Source organism: Leptolyngbya sp. FACHB-541 (assembly GCF_014695875.1).
Lineage (GTDB): Bacteria > Cyanobacteriota > Cyanobacteriia > Elainellales > Elainellaceae > JAAUTN01.
The window spans coordinates 16,198-29,760 of record NZ_JACJPC010000051.1 but is presented as its reverse complement, the minus strand read 5'-3'; the positions used below and the strand labels follow the sequence as shown (position 1 = coordinate 29,760).

Here is a 13,563-nt window from a genome sequence, read left to right as displayed (position 1 = left end):
AGGAGTTTACTAAATTTCTTGAGCAGATGAACAGGGTGAGCAGAGAGGCGACCCCCTGCGGGTATCTCTCCGAGATCACCCCTTATTCTTCTGGCTCAATGCCAGCGGCGCGTAGCTGTGCTGCCAGTCGCTCTGCCCGTTGACGCTCCTGTTCTGCCCGTTGGCGCTCCTGTTCTGCCCGTTGGCGCTCCTGTTCTGCCCGTTGGCGTTCTTGCTTCAGTGCCTGCGCCAATTCTTCGGAAACTAGTAGCTTTTCACCCGTGTCTTCACGATAAAAATTAAGTAACTGTTCTTCAACCTGCAAGCGCAGGGCTAACGGCTCACTACGCCCATCAATAATTGATTCATAAATCTCACCCCGGAGGCGATATCCTTGCAACTGCCCCTCAATCCATTCACCTTTGGGGTCAAACAGCCAATATTCTCGTACCCCCATCTGTTCATACAGAGTTTTCTTATGGACTTTGTCCTGCTCACGGGTGCCTTCTGATGTGATTTCAAAGATGACAGCGGGTACCTGACCTTCCTCCCAAGCTTTATAGTTGTCGCGGGGTCCAGGCACTACATCAAATATCACCATGACATCAGGAGCAACGCGCAGCCGGGGAAATCCTTCAGCAAAATAAAAAAACTGGTTGCTCAACACGATGGCTTGCTGACCTTCTAGATAAAGGCGCAGAGCAGTGATAATCGCGATGATTGCATCTACATGAATTGAAGTCTCTGCCAAGGGTTCACCGTCAGAACTGGGGTAGATGATTGTGGTTGGCTCAGTCGGGACGTAGGCAGTCATAAGAATTGCCGATTCTTAGAATTAGGGCTGGTAGTTAATCATTAGTCACTGATCATTGTCGTTGACCACTGGCTATTAGTCGTTAGGTGTTGGCTTACATGAATGACTAATAGCTAAAAACCTTAATCTTATTTTGCCTTCATCAGATGTCCTATGCCTCAATCTGCCGAACAACGGTAAGAGCAGAATAGCTTACCCCTGCGGTGCCTTCACCGGGATGAGTAGAGTCTCCAACCAGCCAGAGGTGCTTGACTGGCGTACGATTGGCAAATCCAAACGGGCCAAAGGTGGGGATGCGTTGACCAATGCCGCCGACAATGCCGCGATCGCGCCCTGTAAAGTGAGCAAAGGTGCGTGGCGTTGCCGCTTCAGTATGAACCAGGGTTTCAGGAGTGAGGTGAAAGAATTGGGATAAGCGGACGATCGCCTCTTCCGTATACTGCTGCTTCAATGACTCATAGTTGTCGCAGTGTGACCAGATTGTTGGATCAGTGAATGAGGAAGCAATTACCGTAGCCTTGCCCTCTGGTGCACGCCCATCTCCAGGATGGCTAACCGAGACAAATGAAGAATTGTTTTCACCAATTGGTCCGTCGTAGTCGTAGAGAAATTGAAGATGCGGCGGACAATCAGCAGGAATAGCAGACTGGTCAACACCCAGATACACCACAAATGCGCCCGATGCTGAAGGCAATTTTTCTACTCGTCGCTCATAGCCTTTGGGAGCTTCTGTGCCCAATAGCTGCATCAAATTTTGCACAGTGACGTTAGCGACGATGTGGTCAGCGGTTTCTGTCCAGGTTTCGCCTGTTTTTTGATTGCGAATGGCGATCGCCTTTGCCTGCCCATTCTCCGTATAAATCTGCTCAACGGTGTGACGCATCAGCAGTTTGCCGCCATCCCGCTCTAGAGATGCCACGAGGCGATCGCTTAATACCTGCATACTGCCCTGCAAATGATAAAGTCCCTGTGGCTCCTGAGAAACCCCTAGCGCAGTTGCTGCATAGAGCAGCGCCGTATCTTCTGCATCAACTTGAGAATAAAGCTTGAGCTGAAGGTCAAGAAATGTTTTGAGACGGCGATCGCCCCCCAACCCATACCAGCGCAATACCTGACCCACTGTTGAAAAAGTATGTGGCAGCGTAAACAGCGTTCCTGGACGAACCGCCTGAACAAGCTGCCCAAAATCCCACAGGTTACGGGGCGGCAACACCGGATCGCGGGACTGAAATGCCCAGCTATAGCGAAACAAGTCTGCCATTAGTTGCCAAAACGGTTCACTGCCCGGAAACTGTCGTTGTCGCTCAGCCTGCCAGCGATCGGAGTCACGCCAAACGCTGATCGGTTGAGTCTCTCCTGGCAAATACACTGCACAAGCCGGATCGCAAGGAGTTGCTTCTGGCAAATCAATGTCTAATTCTGCAAAGATCCGACGATGAATTCCTCCAGGTTCTAACCCTGCAACTTGAGTCGCACCAACATCAAATGTAAACCCGCGTCGCTTAAACGTCGAAGCACACCCACCCGGCACCAGCGCCTGATCTAGCACCAACACCTGATAACCCCGATGCGCTAATAGCGCCGCTGCAGTCAGTCCCCCAATGCCCGCCCCAATCACGACTACTCGTTTAGCGTTGGAATAGGTACGACTCGACATTGGAAACCTGCCAACCATGATTTACATTCCTTAATAATTCTATAATATTCCACCCTTAGAACTTTTGATCGATAAGGTAAGAGCAAGTAAAACCTTAGTAATGCCATTTCGATTTGAGCTTACACAGAACTAGCTTCAATGAAACAGGGCTCTTTATTTAAGTCCCTACTTTTTATACTTCTTGTTCTATACAGCTTCACGAAGAATTGGTATAGGTTACCTTTCCTAATGCAGATGTATAGATCGTCAGGGTTTTAAGTAACGGATTAAACAGGATAAGCAATGTCAGAATTACTGCTTTGGGAGTACAGCGTGGAGGTAGTAGGCGGGTTGTTCAAATTTCGCTTCGCCAAATACCCAGAATTGCAAGCTGTGTGTACTAGAAGAGGAAGAGAAGGTTGGGAACTAACTTACGTAACGTATGACTGGCTTACTGTCACTTATGTTTTATTTTTCAAAAGGGCAGTGACAAAGAGGTAGGGCATCAGCCGAATCAGGGATACGAGAGTTGAATCAGATTCACCAAAGTTAGAGGATGTTATGACTCAAGCAATCATTGCTCCCATTCAAAAGGAAGAACCTCTGCTGTTTGAGCCACTGCCCTGGAGGGAGTTTAAAGCTGTTGAGCAGTTGTTAGACCGTCCTGGCTACCGACTGTCGTTTTTAGATGGAATATTGGAGATCAGACGGATGCCAGGAGAACCGCATGAAACAATTAAAAAAAGAATTGCAGCCTTAGTAGAACTTTACCTACTGATGGCAGGATACGATTTCATCCCAACGGGGTCAATGACAATAGAAAATGAAGCGACTGCCGTTAAACGCGAAGCAGATGAGTCTTATAAACTGTTCCCTGGTCGATCGCGCCCTGACTTAGTCATCGAAGTTGTGTTTACCAGTGGGGGTATCAACAAACTAGAGGCATACAAGCGGCTGAAGACCCCTGAAGTGTGGTTTTGGGAGGACGGTGTGTTACAGGTTTATCACCTGCGAACAGAAGAGGATAGGCTCCGCTATGAGAAGATTTCCAGCAGTGTAGGAATTGCAAGGAATTGATCTGGATTTGTTAATACGTTGCATAGGCATGACCAATCACGTTGAAGCGGTGAAGACATTTCAGCAGTCACTTCAGAAATAGCTGAGAATTGGCGATCGCCCTCTATCTCTCGCTACACTTCAACACTCAAGACTAGTAGGGTGAAGGCAAATGAAGCTTCATTAAGTTAACTTTCGGACTATAGAGAGTTAAATAGTACGAACAAATAGCTTCTAGCAAATGCGTCAACCCAATAAGAATCAAGGAAGCCAGAGTTTTTACCAGATAAATCGTTCCTTGTCAGGACTACTATCAACCCGATTGAAGCGTAGAAAGCTTTTAGCGGGTGCAGGGCTTTTACTCGGTTTAGGCACTGCTCGACATCAGGGTTGGGCAACTCCTAACTCAAACTTGAGGTGGCGATCGCCCTCAGAACTGGTCGCTGTTGGGTTTGAGCGATCGCCCGTTGTAATGATGAACGAAGCCCACAGCGGAGCTACTAGAAACATTCGCAGCCGTGAAATTGGACGACAAATTCTACCTGTTGCTCATGCGGCAGGAGTTCGTTATCTGGCAATGGAAGCGTTAACACAATTCGTCGCAACCGAGACAAACCAAACTCGACAGTTGCCCAAATTACCAGAAGATGCAGCAAACTACATGACTCATCCTGAAATGAGAGCCTTTGTTCAAGCAGCTTTGAGTTTAGGTTGGACGCTAATTTCTTACGAAATTGATTTTGAGGAATATCCCTCGTCTGACACGCTTTCGCTAGAATTTACAAACTTACGGGAGAGAGTTCAGGCAGAGAATCTAGTCAACGGCTTACAAAATCTGCCCTCTAGTGCCAAACTGCTGGTCTGGTGTGGCAACAGCCATCACATCAAAATCACAACTGACGAATGGACTCCAATGGGTTATCACTTTGTCCAACTCAGCGGAATTGAACACTTTGCGATTGATCAGTCAATCACAGTCAACTGGGACGACAATCCAGAACGGCTACGCCGATTGGGTGAGTTTATGCCTGATTTGGTGAGGCAGGGCGGCACGGCTAGTTTTCTAATTGAAGAAGCACCAAGCAGCTTACCCCTCCAAGAGAGCGGTATAGATGCAGTCATTCTTTCAACGCAAAACAAACTGGAGTAACCCCGTTTCTACATAAAACCTTAAAGCTTTACGAGATAGGGCTTTGCCAGCGGGCACGGTCAACCGCTTGATGCCATGAGGCAAGCAGCGTATGTCGTTGGTCATCACTCATGTTGGGTTCAAATCGACGTTCGACCTGCCACTGCTGAGCAATTTCTGCTTCATCTTGCCAGTAGCCAACTGCCAGACCTGCCAGGTAAGCGGCTCCCAAAGCCGTTGTCTCAGTGATTTTGGGACGCACCACCGGAACACCTAGCACGTCTGCCTGAAACTGCATTAGCAAGTCGTTTCGGGACGCGCCGCCGTTCACCCGCAGTTCTGAAAGCTCCAGGTTAGAGTCTTGCCGCATGGCAATGAGTACGTCTGCCGTCTGGTAGGCGATGCTTTCCAAGGCGGCACGGGCGATGTGGGCGCTGGTGGAGCCACGAGTTAGCCCGACGATGGTACCGCGAGCGTAGCTGTCCCAGTGGGGCGCACCCAGACCCACAAAGGCAGGCACCAGGTAAACGTCGCCATTATCGGGAACACTCATTGCCAGCGATTCCACTTCTGCACTGTTGCGAATGATGCCCAGTCCATCCCGTAGCCATTGCACAACGGCACCCGCGATGAAGATGCTGCCTTCTAAGGCGTAGTTGATTCGATGATTTAGTTTCCAGGCAATGGTGGTGAGCAGCTTATAGCGGGAGAGAACCGGCTCGTCGCCAATGTTGAGCAGCACAAAGCAGCCCGTGCCATAGGTGTTTTTAGCCATGCCGCGATCGCCACACACCTGCCCAAAGGTTGCCGCCTGCTGGTCACCCGCGATGCCTGCGATCGCCACTCTTGCACCCAAGATTCCTTCTGCGGTGTGTCCATATACTTCTGATGAGGAGCGAACCTCTGGCAACACCGAACGGGGAATTTCTAGAATCTCCAGCAATTCCTCATCCCACTCACAGGTGTGAATGTTAAAAAGCAAAGTACGGCAGGCATTCGTCGCATCAGTGATGTGAAGTTCTCCATCGGTCAGTTTCCACACTAACCAGGAGTCAATCGTGCCAAAGGCGAGTTCACCCCGTTCGGCTCTCTGACGCGCGTTGGGAACATGATCAAGCAGCCACTTCAGTTTTGTGCCACTGAAGTAGGAATCAATCACTAATCCCGTTTTTTGTTGAAAAGTTGATTCATAACCAGCCGCCTTCAGCTGATCACAATGACCGGCAGTGCGACGGTCTTGCCAAACGATTGCATTGTGAATTGGCTGTCCAGTTTTCCTATCCCAAACCAGAGTCGTTTCTCGCTGATTGGTGATGCCGATCGCCGCAATATCTCTAGCACGAATGCCAATGTGGGCGATCGCCTCATTTGCGACCCCCAGTTGAGACGACCAAATCTCATTTGCATCATGCTCAACCCAACCCGGTTGCGGAAAAATTTGGCGAAACTCCTTCTGGGCAATGGAGAGAATATCGCCACTGTGATTAAACACAATTGCCCGCGAACTGGTTGTGCCTTGATCAAAGGCGAGGATGTATTGGGTCATTGGTCATTCGTCACTAGTCACTGGTCATCACCTTACAATAGACCTTCTGTGTGAACGGTAGCGCCGCCCTGCCACGCTACCGTTCACGCTTCAAAAAAGTGATTGATGGCAGTCTAATGAATGATGAACAACAAATGACGAATGATGAGTAACCAATAACAAAAATTAAGAGGCCTCGGCTTCTGCCAATGCCTCAAACTGCTTTTGACTGATGCGCCCTGATTGATAGAGTGCCTCAGTCACTTCCGATAGCGTGAGTACCGAGTGGGCCGTGTACCCATTACTCCGCAATCTATCTTTTACGCCACCTTCGTGATCCAAAAACACAACGATGTCGCGGACCTCTAACCCAGCGGATTGCAGCTTTGCGGCTCCTTCCATAGCGCTGTTACCGCTGATCAAAATATCATCAACGACGACTACCGTTTCTCCAGGCTCAAAATTGCCTTCGATCAGGCGACGAGTGCCATGCGCTTTCACTTCTTTGCGAGGAAAAATCATGGGACGGTTTAGCCGCAGGGATAACCCTGTTGCGGTTGGCAAGGAACCGTAGGGAATGCCTGCAATCCGGTCAAATTCAAGCGTTGTGAGAATATCTGCGTAAGCATTTAGAATCCTGTGAAAGATCTGGGGATTCGAGATGATCTTACGCAGATCAATGTAATAGGGAAAAGTTTCGCCCGACGCCTGAACAAATTCGCCAAACAGGATGCAGCCAATATCATAAAGCTGCAAGATGAGCTCCAGGTGGGGCTGTTGCTCCAGGGTGCAAACATCGGATACCCAGAGGTCACAGGTTGCTCCTTCACGCACAGCTTTGGCTCTGGCTAAATTAACCTGATCTCGCAGCGATCGCACCGCTGTAGACAAATCAGCCTGACCCAGCCAGTCTTGAGGGATAGGAATCAGTAACCCCTCCCCATTTACATCTAGACCTGCCGCTAGCATTTGGGAGAGATCTACCCCCTCCTGCCAGATGCTTCGTGCCAGAATTAAGCGCTCTGGGGCGATCGCCCGTACACTGCTCAAGACCGAGGGAAGTGTAGTTCCTACTTCTAATCCCAATTGCTCTGGTGTCCCCCAGTTTCTTGACTCCTTAGCAACCTGGAGATAGAGTGGCAAACCTAGATTGGGCTGAGTTTGCACCGTTTGGGCTTGTGCGGTTTGAACTTGAATAGACTCTTGCACCGCCAAAGCAGATGGATTAGACGTACAGCAAAGCAAAAACACTGCCTTGCCGGGATACACCAGAAAAGGAGCAACTAGATCTTGCCCAACATAAGGGTTGAGCGTCACAGCATCGACCCGCCACTGTTCAAACAGACTACGGGCAAAGGGAGTGCTGGTGTTTAAGTCTCCATGCTTGGCATCTAAAATAACCGGAATGTGAGATGGAATTGCTTGTAAAACTCGCTGCAACAGTTCCATTCCGGGGACACCTAATGCCTGATAAAAGCCCAACGTTGGCTTGTAGGCACAGACCAATTCACTCGTTTCGGCAATGATGAACTGTAACCATTGCCATAACCCTTCAATGAGAGTATCGCCAGGGTAAGGGCTATCATTCCAGCGATACTCTGATGTTGTGGCTCTGTTAAATTGAGCGGGCAACAGTTCTGGGTTTGGGTCAAGTCCGACGATCAGCAAACTGGAATGGTGTGCGATCGCCGACTCTAACTTATTAAAAAAATGCATGAGCAAATGCAGGGAGACTTCCCAATAGCGTAAATCACCATCGGGTAAATCACCAGGTTAAGAAGCTAGATCAGCACTTGCGGCTTCTTTGGAGAGGCTGTAGTGTCCAGTTTTGCCCCGATACCACTTATTGCTTTTCAAACCGGTTGAGAGAATGTTAGCAATCCGGGTGCTAGCTTTGCTCCGCATTTCTCTTGGCGTTTCATAAACAAAGATAGAGCCAATTACCTCTGGAATGCTTACCACTCCATCTTTTTGACCTTCTAATACAGTTAGAACGGCCTGTGTGAGAGATGAACCACCAAACTCCGATCGCATGTAATTCTGCAAATCTTGTCCTCTACGAGAACCTTTGCGAGGTGCAGGAGCCTTGGCTTGAGTTGCACGAGGGCGACGAGTTTTTTTAGTTTTTTCTGCGGGGGCTGCTCCGTTTGAACCATTTGTTTCAGGAGAAGCGACAGCAGTTTGAACAGCAGAAGTGAGCAATTCGAGATCAGGTTCAGCCTGCTTAACAGCAGATTTTTTATTGGCAGTGTCAGAACTGTTTGCTGGAGCTGAATCTGGTGAAAAGATGTTGATTACAGATTGCAAGCTGCCACGCTTTTCACGAATCGTTTCAAGTTGAGCAAATAGTTGCGCTTCTTGAGCTGCCAGATCGGATTCAACCTCCATTAACTTAGACAGGGTTGGATCATCGACACGGTTTGTCTTCGGCATTGTTAGAGATTCCTTGATTGACTGTAGCTTTAAGACTGAAATTGGAAGGTTGAAAGTTTCATGCAGGGCTGGTTTCACAGAAAAAAAGAACCTGCAGTTACCGCACTGTTGCTTACTCTTTCAATCCTTTCTTTCTCTATTAAAGTGCGAATTGGATGATTTATCACACTTGTCACATACAAATGTATATCAATATTTGGTGATTTGTGCAAAAAAGGGAAATGTTAGTCACTTAAGTTAGCCAAAAAAGAGTGGCAGGACTGAGTATTGCTACCTTTTTTGGCTACAACTATAGAGATGATGGATTATCCAAATAGATTAAGCTGTAATTCTTTTGATAAAGCTTCGATGAAGGCAAGACCTGCAACAGAATTTCCTACACTATCCAAAGCGGGACCGTAGCAGGCGATCGCCCCTTGTCCGGGTACGACTGCCAGCAGCGCTCCACTAATTCCTGACTTTATCGGCAGTCCTATCCGAATGGCAAAGCGACTGGATGCTTCGTATAAACCACAAGTCAGCATGACTGCATTCACGATCTGGCGATGGAGCGGCTTTAGCCAATCACTTTCAATCGCTAGCAGTTTACCCAAGCGCGCCAAGTCTCTCACCTGACCTGACAAACAGCAAATCTGTTCATAAGCATCAAGTGCCATTTCCAAATTTTCTAAATATCCTGCTTCTGATAGGTAACGAGCAAGGGATTGATTGACTTCTCTGCCTGCCAAACGAACTGAGGCAAGCATTTCCTCATCTAGCCACAGTTGAGCACCCGATCGCTCGTTTAACCAGTCGCATAGGTTCTGGCAGCGCTGACTTGCGTTGTCTCCAGGTAACTTTTCGGTGAGGGCGATCGCCCCACTGTTAATCATTGGGTTACGAGGGCGACCCCGATCAACAATCAGTTGCTTTAAAGAATTGAAGGGAGCATCAGAGGGTTGAACCCCAATCTGTTGAAAGACCTCCTGTTCTCCCCAGCGCTCCAACAGATAGAGCAGCAGAAATGGCTTGATCGCGCTCATCAGCGGAAAAGTCAGCGTTGTGTTGCCACAGCAGTAACTATTGCCCAGCCCAACCTCAATCTGAACGGCAAACCAGCGCGCATCGGCTTGAGCCAATTGATCAATACGCTCGATGACTCGCCCGTGAACTGCCCTCTTTTGGGCACTCTCTGCCCATCTGATCAGCTGATTTTGGGTTAATTGGGCTAGTCCTGTTGTCATGCCGGTTGTCATGATTGAGGGTTGAGCGATCGCAATATCCTGATTAAACTGATTTCAATGTTCCTACTGATTGCAATGCTTTTTCCATCAAGATAGTTTGAGCGTTGCCCTCAGGCTCATCTTTGGTAGGGCGGCGCTGCACATATTCGCCGCTAGGCTGAAGTTCCCAAGCTTGACGATTATCGGATAAGAAAATATCTAATAAATCCTTTAGCGTTTTGGCAATCTCTGGATCATCGATTGGGGTAACGGCTTCCACGCGGCGATCGAGGTTGCGAGGCATCCAGTCAGCGCTACCGATAAACGTCTCTGGCTGACCATTATTGTGAAAGTAGAAGATACGCGAGTGTTCTAAATAGCGCCCCACAATACTGATGACCCGGATATTCTCACTCATGCCTTTCACGCCGGGACGTAGACAGCACATGCCGCGCACAACGACATCGATCTCGACCCCTGACTGAGAGGCTTCATACAAAGCGGCAATAATTTGCGGATCGACCAGGGAATTCATCTTAGCGGTGATGCGTCCCTGATCTCCGTTACGGCTATGTTGGGTTTCGCGGCGAATCAATTCAGTCATGCGATGACGCAAATTGACTGGAGCCACCAGTAGCTTGCGGTAAGCGCTCTGTCGAGAACAACCTGTAAGGTAATTAAACAAATCGGTCAAATCTGCACCTAACTCTTCTCGGCAGCTTAACAAACCTAGATCGGTGTAGAGTCTGGCAGTTTTGGGGTTGTAGTTGCCCGTGCCAACATGAACATAGCGACGAATGCGCGGGGCTATGCTATTCCCTTTTGGATCACCCTCCTGCCGCACCACCAGCACCACTTTGGTATGCGTTTTTAGCCCCACTAGCCCATACACTACATGCACGCCGGTACTTTCTAACCGCCGTGCCCAGAGAATGTTGTTCTCCTCATCAAAGCGGGCTTTTAGCTCCACCAGGGCAACTACCTGTTTACCATTTTCAGCCGCAGCAATCAGGGCTTTGACAATTGGGGAGTCTCCTGAAGTGCGGTAGAGGGTCATCTTGATCGCCAGTACGTTCGGGTCAGCCGCCGCCTGCGTGATAAATTGCTGTACCGATGCTGAAAAAGATTCGTAGGGATGGTGTACCAGCAAATCGCGTTGGCGAATCACCGAGAAAAAATCTTCGTGAGCTTCCTGGCTAAGCAGGTCATCGTGGGAGGCGATCGCCGCCTGCAAGCGAGGTGGGGCAACGGGAGCCCAGGGTTTGTCCTTTAGCTCAGGCAACGGCAACCCCATGAGAGCCATCAAATCCTTTAGATTGAGCAGCCCGTCTACCTCATACACATCATTCTCAGCCAAATCCATTTCTCGCATCAGTGTTCGTCGCACCCAGTCAGGCGTGGAGGTTTGGATCTCTAATCGCACCACAAATCCGCCCATTCGCCGCCTGCGGAGTCCCTGTTCGATCGCCAGCAGCAGGTCATCTGCCTCATCCTCCTGCACTGCGATATCGGCATCTCGCGTCACCCGAAACAGATAATATTCCTGGATATTCATTCCCGCAAACAAAAACTCCAGGTTGTGAGCAATCACCTGCTCTAACGGTACGCCTGCCCAAACGGTGTGCTGTCCGTTTTGCCGCTGCAACTCCTCCGGCAACACCACAAATCGCGGCAAAATATTTGGCACCTTTACTCTGGCAAAATGTTCGGTTCCCGTTTCTGGATCTTTTGCCACCACGGCTAAGTTCAAACTGAGATTAGAAATATGGGGAAACGGATGTCCCGGATCGACTGCTAGCGGCGTTAATACCGGAAAAATTCGCTCTTCAAAAAAGTGCCGCAGGTAAAGCCGCTGCTCTTGAGTCAAATCCATATAGTTCAGAATATGGATACCTTTCTCCGCTAGTTTTGGACGCAGTTCTTGCTCAAAGTGACGGTGTTGCTGAGTCACCATTGGCCGCAGATGCGGACAAATCAGATCAAGCTGTTCCTGGGGAGTGAGTCCATCGGGGGTCAATTTACTGACTTGAGCTTCAATCTGTTCTTTGATTGCAGCTACCCGCACCATAAAAAACTCATCCAGGTTCGTGCTAAAGATAGCAACAAATTTGAGCCGCTCTAGTAGGGGAACGCGAGAATCTAACGCCTCATGCAGCACCCGCCTGTTAAACTCCAGCCAACTCAGTTCCCGATTCAGATAACGCTGAGATAGGTCGCTCAAGTTCACTTCTGAAGTAATATTTTTCGCGGTAGTCATAGCTCTGCCTGAGAAAAGTTATTTAGGATACTCCCAGAAATAACCCCAAAGCGAAAGTCTTCCTGCAAACATCTAATACCAATTCTAAAAAAGAGGCTACAGATGAAAGGGCACCCTTTCATCTGTAGCCTCTTTTTTAGAGAAACGTTATAACGCAATCAGCAATAGAGTGCTGGTCCTTTTCTAATCTGCACGCTAATGCAATATAGCTAGAGAATCGTGCTGGCGATCGGCAATTTTCGCAGGTAGTGGCTAAACAAAAAACACAGAGGTACCCCAATCAGGGTCACTCCAAAAAATTTAAGCAACGGTGGAATTGGCAGCGGGGCAAACCCGATTTGTAGTCCAATTACAATCACGACGTGAATGAGATAAACCGCGTAAGCATTAGCAGATAACCATTGTTCTCACTTGCCTCGCTTGTTGAGGTATTCACGGAACAGCACCAGGATGCCAATACACAAACCGACGCATATAGTGGTTTCCCAGATGCTCCAGACGAGCGATCGCCCAAAAATTCAAAATCCTCAAATTCCAAGAATCTGAGGACTTTAAACTTTCGTTTCTACTTATTCAAGGGATACACGACTAACACGCAAGCTTTCCGACTATGCTTGGCACAGCTTGCGACGACGGGTTGCAAATACACCACCAATCAGGCTTAAGCCGAGGACAGTAGCAGGCTCAGGAACCGTTACCTCATCATCATCACCCGGCGTTCCACCAAGCAGCTTATCGCTACCTGCCCCTGCATTCACCTGCTGGAAGCGAGCCGCAATGTCAACTCCATCAGTGGTATCAGAGTAGGCAGCAAGAAACTCTGCTTCTAGCTCTGCTGCTGTCTTTCCGGGAGTAAAGCCAGCTACCACAAAGCTAATTTGAGATGTTGCTCCTTGAGGTAACGCATCGGTGGCTTGACCACCTTCAAAGTTGTTGTTGTCAGCAATTCCAATGCTGAAGTTGCCCGCAGAGTTGCTGAAAGGAGTGAAGTTGACTTTAGTTAGGAAGGTATCAAGATACTGGTCGCCTACAAATGAGGTTGGGTTAACAGTCAGGCCGGGCAGTAGATCGAGAGCGATTCCGGTCAGCTTTGAAGTGGTTGCGCCAGCCCCAAAAATTGAGTCGCCTGTCGTATTTTCAATCTTGAGGTCAACTTTGATTGCATTGGAGTTGCCAACTACCTCGCTAAAGTCGAAGGTCAGTAGGGCTGAAGCACCCGTTGCCTGAGGGTTAGAAGATTGGCTGCTTGAGCCAAATGAAAAGGTAAATGCTTGAGCTGGAAGTGAAGCGGAGAGAGCGATCGCCAAAGCACCTACAGCAGTAGGCAGAAATGCAGTCATTTTCATGTTTAAAGCTTTCTTTTGAAGAAGCGGAGAGAGGTTGTTCACCTGTTACTCCTTCAGTATGTATCATTTGGTACGTGTTGTGTAGCACTTCACGTAGACTTCAGCAAAGGAGTAACAGACTTTACCTTTCATTAAAAAATAATAGGCTTTACATCTGTAAATTTATTGGGCAGTGCTGAAGAATAA

General features: G+C 48.6%; 10 protein-coding genes and 1 pseudogene. 2 read left to right on the top strand and 9 right to left on the bottom strand.

From position 1 onward, the window contains the following. Positions 1 to 82 precede the first annotated feature (82 nt). Together H6G00_RS10710 and crtD are read right to left on the bottom strand one after the other, a co-directional pair. Positions 83 to 793 carry a Uma2 family endonuclease gene (locus H6G00_RS10710; RefSeq protein WP_190796717.1) on the bottom strand — a complete coding sequence of 237 codons (711 nt, stop codon included), beginning with the start codon at positions 791 to 793 and terminating at the stop codon, positions 83 to 85. Between the two features lie 151 nt (positions 794 to 944). Beyond that, a complete protein-coding gene (gene crtD, locus H6G00_RS10705; protein WP_242042222.1) occupies positions 945 to 2,468 on the bottom strand; it encodes a C-3',4' desaturase CrtD in 1,524 nt (507 codons plus the stop codon). Positions 2,469 to 2,990: 522 nt separating this feature from the next. Between crtD and H6G00_RS10700 the strand changes: the two are divergent. Together H6G00_RS10700 and H6G00_RS10695 are read left to right on the top strand one after the other, a co-directional pair. Next, positions 2,991 to 3,588, top strand: a pseudogene (locus H6G00_RS10700) (Uma2 family endonuclease). 138 nt (positions 3,589 to 3,726) lie between these two features. Beyond that, positions 3,727 to 4,635 (top strand): hypothetical protein, encoded by a 909-nt coding sequence (locus H6G00_RS10695; RefSeq protein WP_190796716.1) that lies wholly within the window; start codon positions 3,727 to 3,729, stop codon positions 4,633 to 4,635. A gap of 28 nt (positions 4,636 to 4,663) precedes the next feature. Here H6G00_RS10695 and glpK read toward each other — a convergent pair whose 3' ends face one another. From glpK to H6G00_RS10660, 7 genes are all read right to left on the bottom strand, one after another. Further along, a complete protein-coding gene (gene glpK / locus H6G00_RS10690; RefSeq protein WP_190796715.1) occupies positions 4,664 to 6,160 on the bottom strand; it encodes a glycerol kinase GlpK in 1,497 nt (498 codons plus the stop codon). Positions 6,161 to 6,325: 165 nt separating this feature from the next. Continuing rightward, complete coding sequence (locus tag H6G00_RS10685) at positions 6,326 to 7,855, bottom strand: bifunctional orotidine-5'-phosphate decarboxylase/orotate phosphoribosyltransferase (protein WP_190796714.1); 1,530 nt, start codon at positions 7,853 to 7,855, stop codon at positions 6,326 to 6,328. A gap of 57 nt (positions 7,856 to 7,912) precedes the next feature. Continuing rightward, positions 7,913 to 8,572, bottom strand: a complete 660-nt coding sequence (locus H6G00_RS10680; RefSeq protein WP_190796713.1) for a hypothetical protein — start codon at positions 8,570 to 8,572, stop codon at positions 7,913 to 7,915. 305 nt (positions 8,573 to 8,877) lie between these two features. Continuing rightward, positions 8,878 to 9,795, bottom strand: coding sequence for a glutaminase (locus H6G00_RS10675; RefSeq protein WP_190796712.1), 918 nt, complete (start codon positions 9,793 to 9,795; stop codon positions 8,878 to 8,880). Between the two features lie 43 nt (positions 9,796 to 9,838). After that, on the bottom strand, positions 9,839 to 12,031 hold the full coding sequence (ppk1, locus tag H6G00_RS10670; protein WP_190796711.1) for a polyphosphate kinase 1: 2,193 nt from the start codon (positions 12,029 to 12,031) through the stop codon (positions 9,839 to 9,841). A gap of 209 nt (positions 12,032 to 12,240) precedes the next feature. Beyond that, positions 12,241 to 12,390, bottom strand: coding sequence for a hypothetical protein (locus H6G00_RS10665; protein WP_190796710.1), 150 nt, complete (start codon positions 12,388 to 12,390; stop codon positions 12,241 to 12,243). A gap of 249 nt (positions 12,391 to 12,639) precedes the next feature. After that, positions 12,640 to 13,377, bottom strand: coding sequence for a PEP-CTERM sorting domain-containing protein (locus tag H6G00_RS10660; RefSeq protein ID WP_190796709.1), 738 nt, complete (start codon positions 13,375 to 13,377; stop codon positions 12,640 to 12,642). Positions 13,378 to 13,563 lie beyond the last annotated feature (186 nt).

Excerpts from the sequence above, each read along its gene's own strand:
- H6G00_RS10710 (WP_190796717.1), bottom strand. The coding sequence starts at position 793 with ATGACTGCCTACGTCCCGACTGAGCCAACCACAATCATCTACCCCAGT.
- crtD (WP_242042222.1), bottom strand. The coding sequence starts at position 2,468 with ATGGTTGGCAGGTTTCCAATGTCGAGTCGTACCTATTCCAACGCTAAA.
- H6G00_RS10695 (WP_190796716.1), top strand. The coding sequence starts at position 3,727 with ATGCGTCAACCCAATAAGAATCAAGGAAGCCAGAGTTTTTACCAGATA.
- glpK (WP_190796715.1), bottom strand. The coding sequence starts at position 6,160 with ATGACCCAATACATCCTCGCCTTTGATCAAGGCACAACCAGTTCGCGG.
- H6G00_RS10685 (WP_190796714.1), bottom strand. The coding sequence starts at position 7,855 with ATGCATTTTTTTAATAAGTTAGAGTCGGCGATCGCACACCATTCCAGT.
- H6G00_RS10680 (WP_190796713.1), bottom strand. The coding sequence starts at position 8,572 with ATGCCGAAGACAAACCGTGTCGATGATCCAACCCTGTCTAAGTTAATG.
- H6G00_RS10675 (WP_190796712.1), bottom strand. The coding sequence starts at position 9,795 with ATGACAACAGGACTAGCCCAATTAACCCAAAATCAGCTGATCAGATGG.
- ppk1 (WP_190796711.1), bottom strand. The coding sequence starts at position 12,031 with ATGACTACCGCGAAAAATATTACTTCAGAAGTGAACTTGAGCGACCTA.
- H6G00_RS10660 (WP_190796709.1), bottom strand. The coding sequence starts at position 13,377 with ATGAAAATGACTGCATTTCTGCCTACTGCTGTAGGTGCTTTGGCGATC.